At 62.0% G+C, this 22,522-nt stretch carries 12 protein-coding genes; 4 read left to right on the plus strand and 8 right to left on the minus strand.

Going from position 1 to position 22,522, the window contains the following annotated elements:
- Positions 1 to 6 precede the first annotated feature (6 nt).
- Both MRBLMA1_RS01280 and MRBLMA1_RS01285 read right to left on the minus strand, forming a co-directional pair.
- Entirely contained in the window at positions 7 to 1,530 is a 1,524-nt protein-coding gene (locus MRBLMA1_RS01280; RefSeq protein ID WP_363734591.1) for a carboxylesterase/lipase family protein, read from the minus strand.
- 30 nt (positions 1,531 to 1,560) lie between these two features.
- Positions 1,561 to 3,465: a sialate O-acetylesterase gene (locus tag MRBLMA1_RS01285; protein WP_363734592.1), complete on the minus strand. Its 1,905-nt coding sequence runs from the start codon at positions 3,463 to 3,465 to the stop codon at positions 1,561 to 1,563.
- A 260-nt stretch (positions 3,466 to 3,725) separates the two neighbouring features.
- Between MRBLMA1_RS01285 and MRBLMA1_RS01290 the strand changes: the two genes are divergently transcribed.
- A complete protein-coding gene (locus MRBLMA1_RS01290) occupies positions 3,726 to 5,300 on the plus strand; it encodes an alpha-L-fucosidase (protein WP_414714750.1) in 1,575 nt (524 codons plus the stop codon).
- A gap of 74 nt (positions 5,301 to 5,374) precedes the next feature.
- On the opposite strand, the gene MRBLMA1_RS01295 is transcribed toward MRBLMA1_RS01290, so the two are convergent.
- The 4 genes from MRBLMA1_RS01295 to MRBLMA1_RS01310 form a co-directional block, all read right to left on the minus strand.
- On the minus strand, positions 5,375 to 8,233 hold the full coding sequence (locus MRBLMA1_RS01295) for a TIM-barrel domain-containing protein (RefSeq protein WP_363734594.1): 2,859 nt from the start codon (positions 8,231 to 8,233) through the stop codon (positions 5,375 to 5,377).
- A gap of 20 nt (positions 8,234 to 8,253) precedes the next feature.
- Positions 8,254 to 9,900 carry a DUF5597 domain-containing protein gene (locus tag MRBLMA1_RS01300; protein WP_363734595.1) on the minus strand — a complete coding sequence of 549 codons (1,647 nt, stop codon included), beginning with the start codon at positions 9,898 to 9,900 and terminating at the stop codon, positions 8,254 to 8,256.
- Between the two features lie 24 nt (positions 9,901 to 9,924).
- A complete protein-coding gene (locus tag MRBLMA1_RS01305) occupies positions 9,925 to 12,381 on the minus strand; it encodes a glycoside hydrolase family 3 protein (RefSeq protein WP_414714745.1) in 2,457 nt (818 codons plus the stop codon).
- A 205-nt stretch (positions 12,382 to 12,586) separates the two neighbouring features.
- On the minus strand, positions 12,587 to 14,464 hold the full coding sequence (locus MRBLMA1_RS01310) for a glycoside hydrolase family 97 protein (RefSeq protein WP_363734597.1): 1,878 nt from the start codon (positions 14,462 to 14,464) through the stop codon (positions 12,587 to 12,589).
- Positions 14,465 to 14,870: 406 nt separating this feature from the next.
- Here MRBLMA1_RS01310 and MRBLMA1_RS01315 point away from each other — a divergent pair, with 406 nt between their 5' ends.
- Positions 14,871 to 15,611, plus strand: a complete 741-nt coding sequence (locus tag MRBLMA1_RS01315) for a FadR/GntR family transcriptional regulator (RefSeq protein ID WP_363734598.1) — start codon at positions 14,871 to 14,873, stop codon at positions 15,609 to 15,611.
- Positions 15,612 to 15,895: 284 nt separating this feature from the next.
- A complete protein-coding gene (locus MRBLMA1_RS01320) occupies positions 15,896 to 17,425 on the plus strand; it encodes an alpha-N-arabinofuranosidase (RefSeq protein ID WP_363734599.1) in 1,530 nt (509 codons plus the stop codon).
- 176 nt (positions 17,426 to 17,601) lie between these two features.
- On the opposite strand, the gene galA is transcribed toward MRBLMA1_RS01320, so the two are convergent.
- Complete coding sequence (galA, locus tag MRBLMA1_RS01325) at positions 17,602 to 20,496, minus strand: beta-galactosidase GalA (protein ID WP_363734600.1); 2,895 nt, start codon at positions 20,494 to 20,496, stop codon at positions 17,602 to 17,604.
- Between the two features lie 53 nt (positions 20,497 to 20,549).
- The gene (locus MRBLMA1_RS01330) at positions 20,550 to 21,503 is read right to left on the minus strand and encodes an alpha/beta hydrolase (protein WP_363735365.1); all 954 of its coding nucleotides are present in this window, start codon (positions 21,501 to 21,503) and stop codon (positions 20,550 to 20,552) included.
- Positions 21,504 to 21,698: 195 nt separating this feature from the next.
- On the opposite strand from MRBLMA1_RS01330, the gene MRBLMA1_RS01335 reads away from it, so the two are divergent.
- Positions 21,699 to 22,496 carry a polysaccharide deacetylase family protein gene (locus MRBLMA1_RS01335; protein ID WP_363734601.1) on the plus strand — a complete coding sequence of 266 codons (798 nt, stop codon included), beginning with the start codon at positions 21,699 to 21,701 and terminating at the stop codon, positions 22,494 to 22,496.
- Positions 22,497 to 22,522: the final 26 nt, after the last annotated feature.

The raw sequence follows: 22,522 nt of genomic DNA on the forward strand, positions 1-22,522 counted from the left end.
CCTGGCTTAAGGCAAAGGGGCAAACAGAGAAAAGTCTGGCAGGGGATGCGCCTTCAGTTCCGGCGCATCGCCAATCGCATGGATCGATGCGTTCGAGCCATCGAACGCAGGCCATTTAGAGAGTCCCTTGCGGCCCGGCTTGCCGGTGCTGGCAAAGGCAATGACGGTTTCGGCGAGCTGGTCCGCAAGTTTTCGATCCTTCTCGCTCCACGCGCGCGGATCGACCGAGAGGTTGTCGAACAGATACTGGATTTCGGTGCCGTGCCCCGCACCGCAAGCATAATAGCATGGGCCAGCCGCTTTGGTTGGCTGGTGCGCGAAATAGTAGACATAGGGTGCGGAGCGTCCGTACCGGGCCTGCAACCGCGCCCAGTGCACCATCCGCCAACCCCACCAGTCATTGACGAACCGGACCATCGATTCCCGCGCCTGCGCATCGGTCGTGGCGGGGTAGGCGGCCAGCATCGCGGGTGAAGGGGACTGGGGCAAAAGCTCGCCCATCAACCCGGCGCTATTCCTGGCGTCGAAAGTGGTTCCGCCGGTCAGGTCTTTGCTTTCTTCCGCATTCCAACCGACCAGGAGTGGCACGTCGTTCTGCACACCGTCGCGGTAGGTCGTGGTCATGTCGGAACGGAGCAGGTGCCCGTCAATGTGGACGTTCGGTTGCCAGATGTGCTGTTGCAACTGTTCCACGCTCATCGCGCGCAAGGCTGTCAGATTGGTGGCCCCAGCCGTCCTGGCGAACACCTCGCCATTTGCTTCGGCGGTACGATTGTCGGTAAAGCGATGACTGTCCTCCGGGTTGATCGGCAGCGCATCGTTCCCGCTTTGGGCGATGGCCCTGTGGAACAGGCCTTTGGCAAGCGGCGAAGCGACCAGCACGGCGACCGATTCTCCGCCGGACGAACTGCCCATGATCGTCACCCGGCCCGGATCGCCGCCAAAGGCAGCGATATTGTCCTTCACCCAGCGCAAGGCGGCGATCTGATCGTGGATGCCCTGATTGCCCGAGACATTATCTGGCGATTCGCGCCTGAGCTCAGGGTGGGCAAAGAAACCGAAAACGCCGACCCGATAATTCAGGCTGACCACGATGGCACCGCGCTTTGCCAGATTGGCGCCATGCTGGTTGGGCTGGGTGGGTGTGCCGCCTTTCATGGCGCCACCGTGGATCCACACGATGACAGGCAGGTCTTTCGCCTCACGCGGCGCCCAGACGTTCAGGTAAAGGCAGTCTTCGCTCTTGGGGTTGGAAACCCAGGTCACGGTCTGTGCACAGGCGGGTGAAAAGGCGCGCGTCTCACGCTGGCCTGTCCATGGCACGACCGGTTGGGGCCTTCGCCAGCGCAAATCGTCCAAGGGAGGCGCGGCGAAGGGCACGCCCAGATATTCGTCAACACCCGCCTGCCGCGTTCCGACAATGGCCCCGCCGCTGACCTCAAGCGGCCGGGTTGCGGTTTGCGCGAGAGCGGAGCCGGGCCAGGCCGGCACAAGCAGTCCCGCCACCAGCAGGGCCTTCAATTTGCGCATGGCGCTGCTCCCCTGATCTGGCGTTCCGGACTATTTCTGGTCGATCTTCAGCGAGAAACCCGAGGCCGGGAGACCTGCGGGGTTATAGAGGTTGACGATAGGACTGGCCTGCCAGAGGTAGCGCACCTCGACCGCCTCCGGGTCGGCGGGCAGGGTCACCGTGTCGCCCGCAACCTCGCCGTGGACGAAGCGGCACTGCACGGCTGCATTACACAGTTCGAAACCGATTGCGCCGGCTCCGGCCATGGCGACCAGAGGTCCATGGCCAAAGCGCACCTCGATGCCCTTGGCGGTGCGCGATATGCCTGTCGGCGAAGGCCCCCGATCCTCGACCGCTTCGCCAAGCGCCAGATGGCGTGCAGCCAAGGCAAGCCTGCGCCCGACGTCCTGCTTGTTGGTCGGGTGGATATCCGCGACCTGGCCGATATCGACCGCGCTGGCCATGCCGACCTGGGGATCGGCGTCGGCAACCTGACGCTGAACGTCGCGCAATTGGCCCCATGGGTCGTCCGTTGGGGTGGAAACCAGCGGCCCCCAATTGGCGAGTTGAACCATGATGAAGGGCGTCGCGCCAAATCGCTTGCGCCAATCGGCAATCATCAGCGGCATGAGCTTGGCATAGCCCTTGGCATCGCCAGCATTGGCCTCCCCCTGATACCATGCGAAGCCCTTGACCGGGTAGTTGTGGAGCGGGGCGATCATGCCGCTGAACAGCGTGGTTCGTCCGGCGCCGCCCGTCCACGGCGCAGAGGGAAGCGCGCCAATCTGGTTTATCGGAGCGCCGGCTGCAAAACTCCATTTTTCCAGCGGGATGCTGGTTCCATCCGCCAGAGTGAGATTGCGTGGACCATCGCCCCACAGACCGCCGCCGCCGCCGCTGTCGACCACCGTAATGTCGATCAGATTTTTGCCCGGCTTGAGCGTGCCGCGCGGAACGGGGTAGTTGCGCAGGGTCGTCCATCCGCGCTCCACTCCCACGCTTTTGCCGTTGACCCGCGTGAAATCCGCGTCGTCTATGGCGCCGAGCGAAAGTTTCGCGCCTTGCTTCGCTTGCGCCGCGGTCAGGGTGATCGTGGCGCGATAATAGCCAATCCCGTCGAAGTTCGCGAGCGACGGCACCCCCCAGCTTTCCCACAAGCGCAGGCCCGGCACATCCTGCCATTTCGCGTCGGCGGGCGCGGTCTCCCTTTCGCCCAGCGCATTGCGGGTCATGCTGGTCCACTCTGCTGATGCCGCCTGCGGATCGCGGGCGTAGGTATCGAGCAGCGCAAGTTCGCCGGTGTAGCGAGGGATCGTCTGCAAGGCCTCACGGCTGATCCACTCCTCGATCGGCGATCCGCCCCAACTGGCGGCGACAAGGCCGATCGGTATTTGCTGGTGAAGCTGCAATTCGCGCCCCATGATGAAGCAGGCGGCCGAGAAATCGGCAGCCGAGGCGGGTGTTGAGACCTGCCAGGGGGTGGGGGCGGTAAACCGGTCCTGCGGCCGCGGGCTGGATTGCCGCGGAACGTTCAGCAGGCGCAGCATCGTGTTGCCTGCGCTGGCTACTTCGGCGTCCGAATTGGTCACGTGGCGCAGCGTGAATTCCATGTTCGACTGGCCCGAACAGAGCCAGACATCACCGACCATGATGTCGTCCAGGCTGATGACCTCGGTGCCGCTGCGCAGCGTGACGGCATAGGGACCACCAGCCCCGCGCGGTGGAAGGGTGATGCGCCAACGCCCTTGCGGATCGGCATTGGCCGAATAGTTTTCGGCTCCGATCGCAACCGTCACCTTGCTGCCAGGCGCGGCCTGGCCGCTGATAGGGATCGGACGATCGCGCTGAATGACCGCGTGGGAGGAAAGGGGCGTATCGAGTTCCAACGTCTGTGCGGATGCGATTGCAGGCATTGCAGATGCAGACAGCAGGAACAGGGCAGGGATCAGCTTCATTTCGGGCCTTTCAAGTTCGGGCGGAGGTTCCGGAAGGCAGATCGGCTCTCTCGTCTGGCCGTCCTCCGCCGCCGCGACATGGCAGCACGCCCTGACAGCTGGATCGCCCCGTGCGTTTTCCGGATCGATGCCCCTTCCTCTCGGTTGATGTCATGGCTAACGAAGGATAATAAATCAGACAATAGAGATTCGAGGGAGGAGATGACTTGTTCAGTCTTGAACGGCGCAACCTGCTTGCCGGAGGCCTCGGCCTTGGCGCCATGATGTCGGCTTCGGCCCCGGCGGTAACCTTCCAGCCGAACTGGACGTCGCTGGTGGATGGCTGGGAAACCCCGCAATGGTTCCGTGATGCCAAGTTCGGCATATGGGCTCATTGGGGACCGCAATGCCAGCCGGAGGCGGGCGACTGGTACGGCCGGTTGATGTATCTTCCTGGCAGCGGCGCCTACCAGCATCACCTTTCCAATTACGGCCATCCTGCCGACACCGGATTCATGGAGATCATCAATCGCTGGAAGGCGGAGGCCTGGGATCCGGCCGCTCTTCTGAAGCGCTACAGGCAGGTGGGCGCCAGATACTTCATGGCGATGGCCGGCCACCACGACAATTTCGACCTTTACGATAGCAGCCATCATTCGTGGAACGCGACGCGTGTGGGGCCGAAGCGGGATATTGTGGCCGGGTGGGAAAAGGCGGCCCGCGCCGAAGGTCTGCCCTTTGGTGTCAGCAATCATATCGCCCATGCCTGGCACTGGTATCAGCCCGCCTATGGCTATGATCCCGAAGGCCCGCGCGCGGGACAGCGCTATGATGCTTTCCGCCTGCGCAAGGAGGACGGCCAGGGCAAGTGGTGGGAAGGGCTCGACCCGCAGGAGCTTTATGTCGGGCCAGCTTTCGTCGCTCCGGACGGCATTGCCAGCAACAAGGCGATGGAATCCTGGCACGACGTCCATGACGGGCGCTGGCTGGAACAGGCGGCGGCAAAGAACCCCGCCTTCGTCCGCAATTGGCTGCTGCGCCAGAACGAACTGGTCGACCGGTACAAGCCCGACATGGTCTATTTCGACAACACGCGAATACCTTTCGGTTCAGTGGGCCTGGAAGCCGTGGCTCATTACTATAATCGTGCGATCGAATGGCATGGCAGCCCGAACGTAGTGCTGACGTCGAAGATTCTGACCGACTATATGCAGGGCGGCCTGATGAACGATGTCGAACGCGGCTTCTCTCCGGTCATGCGCGAGCAGCCCTGGCAGACCTGCACCTGCATCGGTGACTGGCATTACAACCGCGGACGGTTCGACCATAAGAGCTACGTACCGGCGCAAAAGGTCATCCAACGCCTGAGCGACATCGTGTCGAAGAACGGCAACCTGCTGCTGTCTGTGCCTGTGCGCGGTGACGGAACGATCGACAGCGAGGAGGAGAAGATCCTCGACGGCATTGCCGCCTGGCTGAAGGTCAATGGCGACGCGGCGATCTTCGGCAGCCGTCCCTGGCGCAGCTTCGGCGAGGGGCCGACCAGCGTACCCGGCGGACGGATGGATGAAGGCAGCGCGAGCGACTTCACCGAGCGGGACGTGCGTTTCACCACCAACAAGGGCGCGCTTTATGCCATCATGCTGCTGTGGCCGACCGACACGGCGCGGATAACGTCCCTTGGCAGGCGCGCGCTGGGTGGTGCGACCATAGCGAAGGCCGAACTGGTGGGCGGCGGAAAGCTGGGTTGGAAGCAGGACGACGATGCGCTGGAGATCAACTTCCCCAAGCCAGCGCCGGGGCAGATGGTGCCGGTGGTGAAGCTGCAAGGGGCGGGGCTGCTTTCTGCATCCTGACCGCAATGAAAAGGCCGGCCCTGACAGGATCAGGGCCGGCCTTTTTCATGTCGACGGAGATTTGCCCGGTCGCCTCACCGCATGGTGATGGTGACCGGATTGCCGTCGTAGACGATTGAATATTTGCCGTTCTCCGCGAAGTCGATCGGCTGCCGCGTCGCCTTGTCGTAGAAGCGAACCGAGATTGCGCGCTTCCCCGGCATGCCGGAGAATTCGCCTTCGCGCTTGCCGATGGTCAAGCTGTGCGCGGCGTCGTTCCACTGGATCGCGACACGCGAGAAAGCGCCCTTGCGGTAGCCTTCGCTGGTGCCATCGTCTTCGTAGAGCGAATAGCTCCCGTCCGCACCTGTAAAGACGTGCAGCACGATGGGGCCATCCGGCTCTTCGCCCGTGTGTTGGATCGCCGGCCCGGTCGGCACGATGGATCCGGCACGAACGAACAAAGGCATGCGCTCATAGGGCGCAGCGGCGTCGATCTCTTGCCCGCCGGTATGGAAGGCACCGCTATTGAAGTCGTACCAGCCCGAACCGGCGGGCAAGTAGACCTTGCGGCTACGCGCCTTGAAATCGGTGACCGGAGCGACGAGGAATGCCGGGCCGAACATATATTGATCGTCGATGTTCCAGACCTTGCGGTCAGACCCGAAATCCTGGACCAGACCGCGCATTATCGATCCATCCTTGAACCAGGTATCGGCTGCGGTGGTGTAGATGTAGGGCAGCAGCCGGTAGCGCAGCTTGTCGTACCAGATCATCGATTCCTGCATCGCTGGATCCTTGTCCGAGATCAGGTAGATTTCCCGGAACGGCGTTTCCCCGTGGCTGCGGAACAGTGGCGAGAAGGCGCCGAACTGGAACCAGCGCAGGTTGAGTTCGCGCCATTCCGCCAGATGCGCGGGGTCCTGGTTGGTATAGCGGTCTTCAACCGCAAAGCCGCCAATATCATGCGTCCAGTTGGGCAGGCCGGACATCGAGACGTTAACGCCAGCCGAAATCTGCTCGCGCAGATTGTCCCACCGCGCGGCCACATCGCCCGACCAGATCGCCGCGCTGGCGCGTTGCAGGCCACCAAAACCCGAACGGGTCAGGATGAAGGGGCGAACGTCCGGCCGTGCCTCGCGCAGCCCCTCGGCAACGCCTTCGACATGGACAAGCGGATAGCTGTTGAACAGCGGTTCCGCAGCGCCGATCGCCGTCGGCCCCATGGTCTTGATGCGCTGTTCGATCGACAGGTTGGAGTGGATATCCGGTTCGGTCGCGTCGAGCCACCAGGCGTCGAAGCCCTTCGATACCAGTTCGCGCTTGATCTGGTCGAAGTACATCTTGCGCGCGCCGGGCGAATAGGCATCGTAGTCGGTGTTGAGATATCCCGGCCCGACCCAGTCGAGATTCTTCATTTCAAGATTGCCGTGATAGAGCCAGCCGTTCTTGTCCAGCTCCTTGGCGTTTTCGGTGTTGGGATAGAATTTGGGCCAGACTGAAATCATGACCCGCGCATCAAGCGCGTGAATTTCATCGACCATGCCCTGGGGATCGGGGAATCGCTTGGGATCGAACCTGTGGCTGCCCCATTGGTCCTGCGGCCAGTAGAACCAGTCCTGCACGATATTGTCGATCGGGATCTCGCGCTTGCGATATTCACGCAGCACGCCAAGCAGTTCGTCCTGGGTTTCGTAACGCTGCCGGCTTTGCCAGAAGCCATAGGCCCATTGGGGCAGCAGCGTCGCCTTGCCGGTCAGCTTCCGGTAGCCTGCAATGGACTTGTCGATCGAGCCGCCACCAACGAAATAATAGTCCACCGCCTTTCCGGTATCCGATGTCATCCACAGCGAATGCCGGTCCTTCTGGGGCAGGGGATTGTTGTGCAGGAACGCCATATATCCGGCGTTGGGGGTCCATTCGATGCGGATCTTGACCGGCTTGCCGGCAGTCATCGGCAGTTTGAAATTATGATACCAGGGGTTCCAGTTCTGACGCCAGTGATCCATGACCAGCTTGCCGTCGGCATAGACCTTGAAATAGCTTGATCCATATATCTGGAATCGGTGCTCGCCGGTCGTGTCCGCCGTCACGTCGCCTGTCCAGACCACCTGCTGTTCCTGGGTCACGACGCCTGCGGTGTTCTGCCCGCTGTCGGCTGACGCCTTGGTCGTGGCCTTTGCCGCCGCCGGCCATTTCGCCTGGTCCTCGATATATTGATAGTCGATCACATCTTCCTGACGCAGCGCGGCGCGCGACTTGCCCAGGAAATATTCGGCCTTCCAGCCCGGCTTGCCGTCGCTCGTGACCTTCAGATCCTTGCCGACGAATTCATAGGGGCGTGGATTGCCGAAGCGGGTGATGCCGTCATTGTCCCACAGCAGGCCGTATCCCCGCGTCGAAACGACATAGGGCACGGCTATCGCCATATTGTGCTGGGCGAGTTCGACGTCCTCGCCATTATAGTTCATCTGGCCGTTCTGGTGCTGGCCCAGGCCATAAAAGCCCTCGTCGGTACCGGGATTGAACTGCTGGGACACGGTGAACCAGCGCTTGCCTTCCACGTCACGCGGGCGAAACGCACTACGCCCCGATTCCGTCAGGACAGCTTTGCCCGCGCGATCCAGAAAGCTGACCTGTCCACTGGCCAGATTGATCACCGCGCTCGCGCCGGGCAGCTTCAGCGTGACGCTGCCTTTGGACTGGGTGACCACCGGCTTTCCCGCTGGTTTGGCATTGACCATGAGGCTTTCGGGGACCTCGTTGAAATCGCCGGTGGGTACCGCAGTGACGCGGAAGCTATCATCGCCATAGGCGATCACGCGGACCCGCTTGGCGGCACCGGCGTCAGGAGTGACCACAACGCCGTTGTCGATGGGTTGATAGCTGCCGGCGATGGCCGAGGTGCTCGCGGTGGCGAGCAGCGCAAACAGCGCGATACGGGAAAGGGACATGGCTGTATTGCTCCGGCTGATCAGTTGGGATTGCCGACGGGTATCGGCGGCGTGCCTTTGACGGCGGCGAATGTGATGCGCAGCACCTGCTCGCGATCGGTGAAGTTGAGGCCGTAATCGATCGAATCGCCGTTCCAGACGCGACGGAAAATCCATTTGCCGTTGTCGTAACGACCTTCTTCGACGCGCAGCATCATCATCGATTCAAACGGCGCCGGTTTGGAAAGGCCGAAATAGACGCGCGCCTTGAAGCCGGTGACGAGGAACTCGTTTTCGGCGATCTGGGCAACTGCGAGACCGCCGACCGGCTCGGCATTGCCGGTGGGCTTGTCCGTGCCGAACTGCCACTGACCGAAGGTAACGGTCATGTTGTACTTGCCCATGTCGACCTTCTGGCTGTGCTCGGCTTTCGGGTCGGTCGGTTCAGCCACGCCCCAGGTCTTGCCCTGCGCTGCCCAGGCGGCCCATTCCCGCTGCATCGGCGCGAACAGCCGATAGTTACGGGCGAATAATTCCATCGTCGCGTCGTCGAGATCCTTGGCGCCGAGCGGATAATTATAATAGCCTGTGTAGTCCATGCCGAACGGGGCGAAGCCAATCGAACCGCGGCCGACGACCGGGAAGAAAAACCTCGCAAAATCCCGGTCGTTCCCGGTTTCCGGGACGATCAGCGCGTTGTCAGGCCGGTCGTAATAGTCGAGATACGCCATGTAGGCCGCGTGGTCGCGAGTGTAGATATCCGGCGCCACGATATCGATCGCCGGAGCGGCGGCCTTGTACACGTCGATGACAAAGTGCACCGGGCCTCCGCTCGAATAGGTGGTCGCAGGCTGGCGGCCGAAGGCGCCGGCCAGCGCCGCGTTCACGTACATCGGCAGGGGCTTCACGGCCTTGCCGGCAGCGGCGATCTCGTCGATGTAGCTGGCGATCGACCAGGCATGGAAGAATTCGTCGGCATCGCCGCCGAAAACCTGACGCCATGTGCCCGACTGCTTCTTCATCTGCTTGAGTAGTGGGGCGGGCACCTGCCCATCAAAGAGCTTTTGCGCGATCGGGGAAAAATCGCGGACCGATCCATAGGAACCGACCTCATTTTCCGGCTGAACCATGATCACGGTGTTCTGCGGGTCGTTCTTCTTGAGATATTCCATCAGCTTCACGAAGGCCCGCTTGTCGGCCTCCAGCGTCGATCGATAGTGCGGCGAGAGGGCGTAATGGACCTCGCCTTTGGCATTGATCATGTGCGGGAAGCGCTTCTGGTCGAGCTTGACCCAGGCCGGCGCGTAAGCCGGCGCGGTGTTCTTCCAGGTTCCGAACCATAGCAGGACGAGCCGAACATTGTTTGCCCTGGCCTGGGGCAGGAGGGTGTCGAGAAAGGAGAAGTCGAATTTCCCCTCCACAGGTTCGATCTGTTCCCATCCGACCGGGACTTCGACCGTATTGGCGTGCATCTTTCGGATCGCAGGCCAGACCTCGGGAAGCATGTCGGGGTAGTTGGCCGAATTGTTGACCTGTGCTCCCAGCATCAGGAATGGCTTGCCGTCCACAATGAGCGCATGATTGCCGCCCCTGCTTTCCAGGCGCGGGATCGGATGCTCTGTCTGGGCCGCGACCGGCGCCGCGAGCAGCGCAAGCAGCAGCGCAAGGCATTTCTTCACGCTTTGCATGACATTTTCCCTTTCCAGGCGTCGTCAGTTTCGCGGCGGGCAGAAGCCGCCGGGCGCCTGTGTCGTCAATTCCACATTGGCGATCGATACGGTCAGCGGGCCGGTCGCGGACAGGCTCCATGCGGGGTGGACATGCGCCATGTCGCCGCCGCCGCGCTGGGCGAAGCATTTGAGCGGGATGCGCACCGTTTTCCATCCCCCGGCCGTGCGGAACAGGTCGGTTGCATTGATCGTGCCCCAACCCATTGTGAGCGTGATCGAACCGCTTGCGGGGCGATCGACCCGGTAGACCATCTGCAACATCATCTCGGCATTGGTTTCAAAGCCAAGGTCGATATCCTCGCCGTCGATCGTCGCCTTCCCATTGGCCGCCGATCGCCAGCTCAATTGCATCGCGCCCTCCTGGCGCATCGCCGAATCCACCGCTGTGCGGGTGATCGCGGGATCGATCTGCAGCGTAAATGGCTTTTGGACGTGCCCATCGATGTAGTAGCGGCTCTTGTTGATCGGGGTGCCGTCGATTCCGGGAACCTCGTCGAGCGATCCCACCTTGCCCGGCTTCGCGTAACTCAGCCCATATCCGAAGGGGAACAGCGGGTCGTAGCTCGGTTGGCCCCGGTTGAGGAGAAACTGGGCTGCTGTCCTGGGCCAGCTGAAGGAAAGCCGGCCGGTAAAGTCCTGGCGTGGCTGACCCTCGGCATCGCCGACCAGCACATCGGCTATCCCGCCCCCCTCGCTTCCGGGCAACCAGGCGGCAACAAAGGCGTCGGACTGGTTCAGTTCCGGATTGACCCACATCGGACGGCCGGACAGGAATACGGAGACAACCGGGATACCGGCAGCCTTCAACTTCTTGAGCAGCGCGAGGGCTTTCTTGTCGCCAGGCTCGAATTCCAGGGAGCGGATATCGCCGCTGCCCTCGGCATAGGGTTTCTCGCCGAACACCACGATCGCCAGGTCGGGCCTGGTGGCATAGCTTCCGTCCGCGCTGAAGGTCGCGCTGCCGCCGCTCGATTTCATGGCTTCCGCGATCCCGGAAAAGATCGACTGGGCATTGGGGAAATCGGCATTGGTGTTGCCGTCCCCCTGCCAGGAAAGCGTCCAGCCCCCGGATTGCTGGCCAATGTCGTTCCCGGCGCTTCCCGCGACCAGGATATTCGCGGCTGCTTTCACCGGCAGCACGCCATCATTCTTCAGGAGAACGAGCGATTTGCGGACCGCTTCCCGCGCCAGTGCCCGGTGTTCCGGCGACCCGATCATATCGCTGCGTTGTTCGAACGGTCGGGCCGGGTTGAAGAGTCCGGCCTTGAACTTGACGCGCAGGATCCGCCTGACGGCATCGTCGATCCGGGCCATCGGGATCACCCCTGCGCGCACCTGCTTCACGGTATTATCGAACAGCCCCTTCCAGCTATCGGGTGCCATTGCCATGTCGAGCCCGGCATTGAAGGAGGCCGGGCAGTCTGTCGCGGTACAGCCGGGAATCTGGGCATGTCCGTTCCAGTCTCCGACAATGAAACCGTCAAAGCCCATCCGTTTCTTGAGAACATCGGTCAGCAGGGACTTGTTGCCGTGCATCTTGACGCCTTGCCAGCTGTTGAAGCTCGCCATGATGGTGTGCGTTCCGGCGTTGATCGCCGGAGGATAGCCCGCCGCATGAATGGCGATCAGCTGGCCTTCAGGGATATCGGTGTCGCCCTGGTCGATACCGTTGGTGGTACCGCCGTCGCCCAGAAAATGCTTGGCGCTGGCGGAGACATTTCCGGTCTGGATGGAGCCCGTTCCCGGCTTGCCTTGCAGTCCCTCGATCATGCGACCCGCATAGGCGGCGACGAGAGAAGGATCCTCCGAATAGCTTTCGTAGGTTCGGCCCCAGCGATCATTCTGCGCGACCGCCAGCGTTGGAGCAAAGGCCCAGTCGATCCCTGCCGCCGTGATCTCCTTTGCAGTGGCGTCCCCGATGCGACGGATCAGGTCAGGGTCGTTCGCGGCGCCCAGCGCTATATTGTGGGGAAACAGCGTTGCCCCGACCACATTGTTGTTGCCATGCACCGCGTCGATCGCGAACATGATCGGGATGGGCACGTGACCCGGACGCTTCTGCATTGCGATCTGGTTGAAGGCGTGCGCAGTCGCGATCCACGGCCCGGCAGGAGAACGGTCGGGCGCGCCGATCGGCGGCGAACTGCCGCCGGCAAGGATCGAGCCGAGCGGGTATTTGACAAGGTCCTCCGGCTGGATCGCCGACGTATCGGCCTGGATCATCTGTCCGACTTTTTCTTCCAGCGACAGCTTGGCCAATAATGCGGTGATCTTCGCTTCCGTCCGGTCGTCGATCAGGCCCGCGCTGCGTGCCTGCGGCCATTTGGCAGGATCGGCCACGCCCCGTGTTTCGGCTTGGGCAGGCAGAGCGTTAGTCGCCGCCAACAAAAATGGCAGCGTCAGGCCTGACATTGCGGCCCGCTTGTGGCTAACTCTCATTTCAGACAATTCCTCCCAAACAACCATTTCTATTTGTCATACAAAATAGATGCCCGCCTATCAAGATCGGGTCGCAAGCAGGATGAAGATTTTGCTCGCGCGTTGCGCAATGCGGCAATTTGACCCTTGATCCGGAGGCACCATCAACGAAATAGCCCGACGTTGCTGCCAGGACGGGCGCACCTGCCCAAGCTTTGGGGCGGGATCAGTCGATTGGACGGATCCGAATTGCCGCACCACCACCGTCGGTCATTGCGATGGTCAGGGAATCGCGGCTGGTGACGGTGATGGATTTCGTAGTCACTTCGTTGGGCGTCGCGCCGTCCTGCCAGATTTGCGCCTCGAACCGGCCCGTGCCGAGCAGGGTGAGCGGGACGATCACGTTTCGTGCACCGCCGGCGTTCATCGCGCCGATGAACCAATCACGCCCTTTGCGTCGCGCGAGAACGATGTGGCTGTCGGGCGTGCCGTCGATGAAGCGGGTCTCGTCCCAGGCCGTCGGGACGATCCTGATGAAGTCGAACCCGCTCGCATTGGCGTAGGCTTCCGGCGCGTCGGACACCATCTGGAGCGGGCTGTCGTAGACCACATACATGGCGAGCGCCTGACCCCGGCTGTTCTGGCTTACCGGCATTGATCCGTCGCTGGGTCCGGCGGCTTTCCCGCCGTTGCGGAAGCCGCCGGGGGTGTAGTCCATGGGACCCGCGAGCATGCGCGTATAGGCCAGCTTGACATTGTGCGCCGGCGTGACGGCGCCCCAGCCAATCTTGTCATACTCCGCACCCATCACCCCTTCCTGGGTGATATAGTTGGGATAGGTCCGCTGCATCCCTGCAGGCAGGAAAGCGGCATGCATGTCGAGCAGGAGTCTGCGCTTGGCGGTCTCGCGCGCCGCGCGCGTGTAGAATTCGACCATCTGCTGATCCTGCCGGTCCATGAAGTCGACCTTGATCCCCTTTATGCCCCAATTCCTGTAGTGGTCGAGCACCTCTTCCATCCGCGGTTCGAGATGTTCCCAGTGAACCCACAGCAGGAGGTCGACGCCCTTGCCCTCGGCATATTTGACGAGCGCTGGTATATCGATCCCGAATTCGGCGCGCAGGATGTCGGTGTCCTTGTTGGCGGCGCAGCAGCCGCCGGAATTCAGGGCCCAGCCGGCGTCGATCAGGAAATAAGGCAGCCCGGAATCGGCAGCGAAGTCGATGAACTTGCGATAGCGTTCCATGGTGGGCTTTTCGCTTTGCGTTGGGCCTGACCACCAGTCCCAGGCGGCCTTGCCGGGCTTCACCCAGGAGAAATCTCCGCTCGGCTGGTGCGCCAGGTTGCCGACGAGCTCAGAGGATATGAGGTCGCCGGCCCGGTCGCCCAGCATCATCACCCGCCAGGCCGTTTCAACGCCATTGCTTGACTGAACGGCAACCGAAGGACGGTCCTTGCGCGGGGTCAACTCCACTTGCAGCCTATCTCCGGAACGGCGCAGGGTTGAACCGGTATATCCTTCTATCCCCGACTGCAGAATGGCGAAATGATTGCGGCCCGAAGGCGTGGCGCAGGTTGCCAGATGGTCATAGAGCTTGTTGGGGTCGAGTGCGGAGACCGGGATGTCTTGCCATTCCCGCTCATGCGAGCCGCTGGTTTCGGTGAAAAGACAATGCGTACCGGCGGGCAGGCGATAGCCGGTTCGCTCGCCGGCGATGGCGACCGGTCTGCCGGTGGGGATGACATAGCGAAACGCAACGCCGTCATTATAGGCGCGCGCCTCTATTTCGAGGACGCGTCCGCCTGCGCCGGTTTCCTGGAAGCGGATGGTCGCACCATTGTAGTGATCGGTCGCCTGGCTGGCCTTGGTCGCAATCAATGGCAAGGTGCGATTGACCGAGCGACGTTGAACCTTCATCGATTCAAGGGCTCGGTATGGTGGCGCGTCGGCCAGGACAATGCCGAGCGGGGCCTCGTTGGCGATGGTTTCGCCGTTGCGCGTGACCGAATAGGTCGTGCCGTCCGTAGCGATACGCATTTCAACGGATCTGTCGGGCGAGGTGATGGCGATCGCCGATGTGGCTGCGAGGGCGAGAGCGAGCACTGTCTGATCTCCATTTACGATTCATTCTTATCGGGATGGATTTGCTGCGCGCCGCACCAGCGGCTCCGTCGCAATCCATCTGTCCGTGGATATGTCAGACATAAAATTCAGGCAATCGTGAATTTTTCTTACGGCCTTTAAGGCAGTCGGGCTATTCTGGCCGCATGACCCGTTCGACCGCGCAATCATGGGGCCAGTGGATCGCATATCTAACCGGTCTATCACATATAAAAATTCATTTTCATCAGACGAATCATAATTGTCTGATTGAAGGGGGATTCTGTCGATCCCTTGCATAGAATAGCGAATGTTCTAAGAGTTATTCCATTATTGGGTGAAAGCGCGTAACCGGCTGGTCAGCAGGGCTTCTGTGGACGTTGTGTTCTGTGCGGTGGAAAGGTAATTAATGAAAAAAATCGCCGCCCGGAAGGATGCCGTCAATGACGGCAAGAGATTACGCATACATGGTACGATCGCGCGCGACATCGGCATCGCTATTGTATCGGGCCGCTATAAGCCGGGAGAATTGTTGCTCGGCGAAGTCGATGCCAGCGAGCGATTGAAGATTTCGCGGACGGCCTATCGCGAATCACTGCGGATCCTGTCGGCTAAGGGCCTGGTCGAATCGCGCCCGAAGACCGGAACCAAGGTCTGTGCGCACGACAAATGGCACTTGCTGGACCCCGATGTGCTGCAATGGATGTTCGAGTTCGAACCGAGCGATTTCTTGCTTGAGAGCCTTTTCGAACTGCGCCGCTTTGTCGAACCTGAGGCTGCAGCCTTGGCCGCCATACGGCGGAACAGCGAACAGGTCGCTCGGATGGAGACGGCGATCAACAACATGGCCAAGCACACTCTTGGAACGGAGGCGGGTCGTGAGGCGGACAAGGATTTCCATTCTGCCTTGCTCGAGGCCACCGGAAATCCGTTCATCATGACGCTTACTGGCGGAGTCAGCGCGGCCGTTGCCTGGACGACGGTTTTCAAGCATCGAGTGGCGCCGCTGCGCCGCGATGCCATTCCCGATCACCGCCGGGTTTTCGAATGCGTCAAGGCCGGTGATCCGGACGCTGCACGTAAGGCCATGGCTGATCTGGTTCATCTGGCCCTGCTGGATACCAAGCCAGTAGCGACCCAAACCCGATAAGTCACTACGCGGCCGGAACCGGCGTTGGAAATTTGCTGTCAGCCGGCAGCAAAGCCATGCCCTTTTGCGACATCATCGCAGTCAGATTGACTTGTCTGACTTAATCCTTCAAATGATGGGCGAGTGACGCTGTCAACCTGTGGGGGGAAGCCGGATTTCGTTCCAGCCAGCTCGGCTGCATAATCTGGTTCATGGCTGCTGCGGAGCGTCGCGGCGATGGCCTCTGCTTCCCCGAAGGCCGCAGCCTGCCGCCATGCAAGAAAATGGACGATGGGAGAATGGGAATGAAGTGGTTGCATCGCGTGACGATGGGGGCCGCTGCCTTGATGGTTGCCTCGGGCGTCGGCGCACAGGTTGCGGTTAACGTGTCGGTGGATACGACCAAAGCCGGACCGAAGATCGAGCGCGCGGTTTACGGTCAGTTTGCAGAGCATCTGGGCCGGGGGATCTATGAAGGCATCTGGGTCGGCCCTGACTCGAGCATTCCCAATATCAACGGTTACCGCAAGGATGTGGTTGACGCCCTGCGCAGGATCAAGGTGCCCGTGATCCGTTGGCCCGGCGGTTGCTTTGCGGATGATTATGACTGGCGCGACGGCATCGGGCCGACCGCGCAGCGGCCTGAGCGGATGAACAAGTTTTGGGGCGGTGTGCCGGAGAGCAATACGTTCGGCACGCACGAGTTCATGAACTTTTCCGAATTGATCGGCGCGGATGCCTATGTTGCCGCGAACATGGGTTCTGCCACGCCGCGCGACACCGCGCAGTGGATGGAATATATGACCGCCGGCGGAACCTCCACTCTTGCCAGGGAGCGCCGCGCCAATGGCCGGGACAAGCCCTGGACAGTGAAGTATATCGGCGTCGGCAATGAAAGCTGGGGCTGCGGAGGGGAAATGCGTGCCGAATTTGCCGCAGACCTGAGCCGCCAGTTCGGTTCCTATGCGCGCCTTCACGCACCCGGAACCTTCCGCGTGGCGAGTGGCGGTAGCGCTGATGATTTCAACTGGACCGATGTCATGATGGAACGGGCCGGCAAGATCTTCGATGGGATCGGCCTCCATTATTATACGATCCCGGGAGACTGGGCGAAGAAGGGTCAGGCGACCGGCTTTACCGAACGGGAATGGGCCGTGACCTTGCGCAACGCCATGGCTCTGGATGGCATGATTGCGAAGCACGAAGCCATCATGGACAAGCATGATCCGAAGAAGCGCGTTGCCCTGGTGGTTGACGAGTGGGGCACCTGGTACGATCAGGAGCCGGGATCGACGCCGGGCTTCCTCTACCAGCAGAACACGATTCGCGATGCTGAGGTGGCGGCGCTGACGCTCAACATCTTCCATCGTCATACCGAACGTGTGAAGATGGCCAATATCGCCCAGATGGTGAACGTGTTGCAGGCGATGATCCTGACAGACAAGGGCCGGATGACCCTGACGCCGACCTATCATCTGTTCGACCTTTATCTTCCATTCCAGGGAGCGACACCGTTCCCTGCGACGGTAAGCGGCCCCCATTATGTGCTGGGTAATGTCGATCTGCCGATGGTCGACGCTTCCGCGGCGAAGGATGCAAACGGCAAGATGTGGCTGGCGCTGGTCAATCTCGATCCCAACAAGTCGGCACGGGTCACCACCAATCTCACCGGCAAGGGGCAGGGCCGGGTGTTGAAGGGCGCGGCAATGGATTCGCACAACAGCTTCGACAAGCCTGAAACCGTAAAGCCGGTCGCCTATTCCGGGCGCATGGTGAACGGCAAACTTGTCTTCGATCTGCCTGCAAAGGCTGTTGCGGTGGTCGCGATCGACTGAACTCGCCCATGCACGGCGGTCGGCGTTCGTCCAGCGGGGGCGAGCGCCGACCATCGGCCTGGAGCATTTCCACTATGAGTGGAAATGCTCTGGTCTTCTGATGCCGCATTATCGGAGCCGTTGACCGTAAACGGCAAATTTGAACATATTCCAAGTCCGCCATCGCGCAGGCGGCCTCATCGCGCGCCAACTGTCGCCGGTTGCGACAGGCCACCGATCAGACCCGGTCGACTTTCCACCAGCAGCGTGACGACATGTTCCTCGCTGCCGGCGGGCACTGTCACGTCCAGCGGAGCCTCCACGAAGCCAAGCTTCTCCGCGACCTTGCGCCCGTCCAGCCAGATCTCCGCACGCCCGACGATCCCGCCGAAGCGCAATATTCCGCCATTGGCCTGTACGCGGCGTCGGGGGACGAAGGTGGCGCGCAGCGAGATCCAGTTGCCTTCGCCCTGCGCTGCTTCGATCTGGCCCGTGCCGAGCCATAGCCAGCTGTTCATGTCGGAATCTATCGGTTTCCGCATCGGATCCGGCTTGTCCGAGGATGCCGGGGATTGCCGCCAGCCTTCAAGCGTCTGCACCGAAGGGGTTGGGGCAACTTGTGCGCGCGGGGTGGTTGCGACGCGCGCGATGCTCACCTGTCCGGTTCTGAGGTCCTCCGCCTGGGCAGTCAGGCGAAGCGGGCCCGCTCCGGAATCGGCGCGCACGATGACCTGTGCAAGCCCGTTGAACAGCTTGCGGTTATCACCCTTTTCGGGCTCGTGGCTGTTCGGATCGCCATTGCCCAGACCGATGATCGCGCCGCCCGAGATCGCGAATTGGACAGGAAGTTGCGCCGTCGGAACATGGCGGCCGCGGGCATCGACCGCATCGACGGTGATCGGCTGCGCATCCTCGCCGTCGCCCGACATGACGGTTCGGTCCGGCGTAAGGCGCAGGGCAACGGGTGCGCCGGTGGTCTCGACAAGGGCGTGGGCTACCCGCCTTCCGCCGCGATAGCCCACCGCTTCAAGGCGGCCTGGCGCCCAGGGAACCTGCCAGCGCGGCATTTCGAAGCGATCGACCACCTTTTCGCCGAGCGGCCGCGCATTGAGGAACAGGGCGACGCGTTCGACATTGGTCATGGCCATTACTGTGATCGGCTCGCCTTCGCGCCCGGCCCAGTTCCAGTGGGGGGCAAGGTCGAGCAGCGGCCGGTCGTCGACCCATTGGGCCCTGTGCAGCCAATATGCGGTCTTGGGAAAGCCGCACAGATCCATGATCCCGAAAAAAGAGGACGCTGAAGGCCATTCATAGGGGGTGGGCTCGCCCCGATAATCGAAGCCGGTCCAGACGAAAGCTCCCGCCACGAACGGCCTCGTCGCGACCGCCTTCCATGCCTCGCGATGCGTATTGCCCCAGCTGGAACGCTCATCGTCATAGGATGCGAAGACATGATGGTCAGGATTATTCTGGAAGGCGCCGCGCGTCATGAAGGCGCTGGTGTCTTCCGAGCTGGTGATCGGTAGGTCCGGATGCGCCGCATGGAAACGGTCATACAGGCCGGGCTGGTAATTGAAGCCCACCACGTCGACCGCTTGGCTGACATTATGCGGTGTGAACAGGCCGGCGTTCATGGCCGCGGTAACCGGACGGCTGGGGTCGAGCGCCTTGACCTCGCTGGCCATCCGGCGGACCATTTCATATCCGGCCTCGCTGCCCTGCATCGGCTCTTCGTTGAACACCGACCACATGATCACGCTGGGCCGGTTGCGATCGCGTCGCACCAGCCATCGCAACTGTTCGATATAGTCCGGGCTGGTGTTGAAATTGCGGTTCTCGTTCATGACCAGCATGCCAAGCCGGTCGCAGGCGTCGAGCAGTTCGACCGGCGGTGCATTGTGCGAACAACGGATCGCATTGGAACCCATGTCCTTCAGCCTGCGGATCCTCCATTCCCACAGCGCATCGGGCATCGCGACCCCGACCCCGGCATGGTCCTGGTGATTGCAGCTTCCCTTGATCTTGAACGGCTGGTCATTCAGGAAGAAGCCCTTGTCGGCATCGAAACGGAAGGTGCGGAATCCGATCCGCAGCACGCGCTGGTCCTCCGCATCCGTCGGACCCGCAAGGGAAAGCCGCAGGGTGTAGAGATTGGGATCATCGACGGACCAGAGGCGAGGGGAGGGGACCGCCAGTTCGAGTTTCGCCTCGGCGCTGCCTAGCGGAGGGACCTTGGCTTCGACCGTGCCCTTGGCGACGGTGCGACCCTCGGCATCGCTCAGCACCGCGTTGAGCGTCGCCATGGCCTCGGTCTTGAGAATGCTGGCCAGCGAAGCGGTGACTGGCACGGTCCATCGGCCATCGATGCCGCGCCGGGGATCGGCATGGACGCCGTCGGTCCGGATATGGACCGGCGGTCGCGTGGCAAGCCAGGCGTGGCGGTAAAGGCCCGCCCCTTCATACCACCAGCCTTCCATCTTTTCCGCGTCGACCCGGATTGCGATAATATTGAGATCATCGCCGAAACGCGCGGTCGGGGTCAGGTCGATATAGATGGAATTATACCCGCTCCAATTGTGGGCTGCGACCGATCCGTTGATCCAGATCGTGGCATTTGTCGCGATTGCGCCAAATTGCAGTTCAAGATATTTGCCGCGATCCGCCGGGTCGAGCCGCACCGCCCGCCGGTACCAGGCATAGCCGCGCTGGCGATAGCCTTGCGAGGGGTTGGCATCGCGGTCGAACGGCATGTCGACGGCCCAGTCGTGCGGCAGGTTGACAAGCGGCCAGTCCGAATCGTCGAAATTGACCGCTGCGGCGCCCTGAGCCTGACCCGCCTTGGCATTGGCATAGCTCCAGCCATGGCCTTTTATCGCGGGAAAGGGGATATCGCCCTGGTGAAACTGCCAGGCCCGGTCCAGCAGCAGGCGTCCGGGTTCTTCCGGCTCGGGGGGCAGGGACATCGTGGTGCGCGGGGGCGGCATCGGCAGTTGGAGACCGGCCGGCTCGGCGGGGATCCGCGCACCGGCCTTCGCGAGCGGGGCCGAGGCAGCCACGCAGCCGATCGAGGCCAGAAATTCACGACGTTCCATCGGGCGATAGTTCCCTTGTCGATTGTGGGCTGGCCTGCCTTTTCCGGGCAGGGTTATGTCGAAGATGCTGGGATCAGGCCGTGGCTGGCGGCAAAAGCCGTGAACAGCTTGGGCCAGATGGAGGCTGGCTGGGAGGGGGGCAGGCGGACGCCGAAACCATGCCCACCTGCTTCGAAGACATGTAGCGTCACGAGCCGCCTGGCGGCCCGCATCGCGTCATACATGGCCAGGCTGTTCGCCGAGGGAACGGCGTCGTCGTCGATCGTGCTGAGCAGGAAAACGGGCGGCGTATCGGCTGTCACGCGCCGGTTGACGGAGGCCGCGGCCAAAGCTGCGGGGGACGCCCCCGCGCCCAAAAGGTTGTCGCGCGAGCCGGTGTGGGTGAAATCGGAATCGAGGCTGATGACGGGATAGATCAGTCCGGCCACATCTGGTCGCGCCGGCAACCTGTCGGCGGTATCGACGGGGGCATAGATGGCCTCGTCGAACCGGGTCGCCAGCGAGCCTGCAAGGTGACCGCCGGCGGAAAAACCCAGCACGCCGACGCGGCCTGGATCAATACCGAAGCGGCTTGCATTGTGGCGGATGATGCGCATGGCGCGCTGCGCATCCTGCAAGGGCACCAGGCCCCGATCATGCCAGCCTTCGCCCGGAAGGCGGTAGGAGAGGATTAAAGCGGTAACGCCCAGGGCGTTGAGCCATTCCGCCTGGCTGACGCCTTCATTGTCATAGGACAGGAAAGCATATGAGCCGCCCGGCACCAGCAGCACCGCGGCGCCATTTGGCCGGGATGGACGCCATATCTCTATGGTCGGTCGGGCGATGCCGCGTATCCAGCGATCGGGTTTGGCTGGATTTCGCGCCTGATCGTCGATCCGGTGCTCGACGGGTATTGCGGGGTTGTAACCGGGGGGCAGGTCGGGCCAGAGTTCCACCGCTTCGGACGTGCGGGACTTGGCGGCCTGTGCAAGGGTCGGGGCCATTGCAAGGGCAGCGCCGGCGCCCATGAATGTACGGCGGCCCAGCTTCACGCGTCGATCTTTCGGGCATTGGTCATGGCGATGGTGTCGGTCATAATTCCTCCCTGGCTGTTCAATTTTGTATGAGTATAAGGTAAGCGCCGTAGCGGTCAACGCGCTCCGTAGCGCTGGGGCCGGACAAGGTTCGTTATCGCCGAGAGGTGATCTGTTGGGAGGATTTCAATGCGGACAGGACAGGCTCTTTTGCGGGTCGGGTCGTTTCTGGCAGGCGCGTGCCTTTTCGCTGCGCAGGCTCAGGCGCAGGTTGACGCCGGCCCCTGGCCCGGCGGCAGGAAGACCGCCGTGGTCCTGAGCTACGACGACTCGCTTGCCTCGCAACTTGAAATCGCCTTGCCCGCGCTGGATGCGGTGGCTCTGAAGGGCACATTCTTTCTGATCGGCAGCCAGATCCGTCCGGAGCAGGTCGAACGATGGCGGGCTGCCGCTGCCGAAGGGCACGAGCTTGGCAACCATACGGTTCGCCATGCCTGTCCGCAGGCCAGCTATCCCCCCGCGCGCAGGCTCGACACCAGCGACTCCTATGACGTGGAAATGATGATCGCCGAAATCCGCACGATGAACAGCATGCTGACGGCGATCGACGGAAAGCTCCGGCACGGTCTCGCAACGCCCTGCGGACAACATCTGGCGGGGGGCGTGGACTATCTGCCCGCGCTTCGTGCCAGCGGCCTCGTCCGCTATACCCGCAGCGCTGGGTCGTCGGACAAAAGGGAACTGGACCCGATGGACCTGCCGTGCATCTGGTTCGATGAAAAGGCCAGCGGCACCGACATGATCGCCGCGGTCCACCAGGCCGAGCGCACAGGGGGGCTGCTGATAATCGGATTTCACGGTGTGGGCGGCGATTATCTCAAGGTGAACGCCGAAGCGCATGCGCAGCTCCTCGCCTATCTGAAGGCAAATTCGAAAACCATATGGGTCGCGCCGCTCATGACGGTCATGGAATATGCCGCCCGCTGAGGAAGAATAGGCAAGATCCTGTCCAG

The sequence above is a fragment of the Sphingobium sp. LMA1-1-1.1 genome, assembly GCF_040676365.1.
Classification (GTDB): Bacteria; Pseudomonadota; Alphaproteobacteria; order Sphingomonadales; family Sphingomonadaceae; genus Sphingobium.

What these genes read in the sequence shown, in the direction of transcription:
- MRBLMA1_RS01280 (WP_363734591.1), bottom strand. Translation starts at nt 1,530, where the DNA reads ATGCGCAAATTGAAGGCCCTGCTGGTGGCGGGACTGCTTGTGCCGGCC.
- MRBLMA1_RS01285 (WP_363734592.1), bottom strand. Translation starts at nt 3,465, where the DNA reads ATGAAGCTGATCCCTGCCCTGTTCCTGCTGTCTGCATCTGCAATGCCT.
- MRBLMA1_RS01290 (WP_414714750.1), top strand. Translation starts at nt 3,726, where the DNA reads ATGATGTCGGCTTCGGCCCCGGCGGTAACCTTCCAGCCGAACTGGACG.
- MRBLMA1_RS01295 (WP_363734594.1), bottom strand. Translation starts at nt 8,233, where the DNA reads ATGTCCCTTTCCCGTATCGCGCTGTTTGCGCTGCTCGCCACCGCGAGC.
- MRBLMA1_RS01300 (WP_363734595.1), bottom strand. Translation starts at nt 9,900, where the DNA reads ATGCAAAGCGTGAAGAAATGCCTTGCGCTGCTGCTTGCGCTGCTCGCG.
- MRBLMA1_RS01305 (WP_414714745.1), bottom strand. Translation starts at nt 12,381, where the DNA reads ATGAGAGTTAGCCACAAGCGGGCCGCAATGTCAGGCCTGACGCTGCCA.
- MRBLMA1_RS01315 (WP_363734598.1), top strand. Translation starts at nt 14,871, where the DNA reads ATGAAAAAAATCGCCGCCCGGAAGGATGCCGTCAATGACGGCAAGAGA.
- MRBLMA1_RS01320 (WP_363734599.1), top strand. Translation starts at nt 15,896, where the DNA reads ATGAAGTGGTTGCATCGCGTGACGATGGGGGCCGCTGCCTTGATGGTT.
- galA (WP_363734600.1), bottom strand. Translation starts at nt 20,496, where the DNA reads ATGGAACGTCGTGAATTTCTGGCCTCGATCGGCTGCGTGGCTGCCTCG.
- MRBLMA1_RS01330 (WP_363735365.1), bottom strand. Translation starts at nt 21,503, where the DNA reads ATGGGCGCCGGCGCTGCCCTTGCAATGGCCCCGACCCTTGCACAGGCC.
- MRBLMA1_RS01335 (WP_363734601.1), top strand. Translation starts at nt 21,699, where the DNA reads ATGCGGACAGGACAGGCTCTTTTGCGGGTCGGGTCGTTTCTGGCAGGC.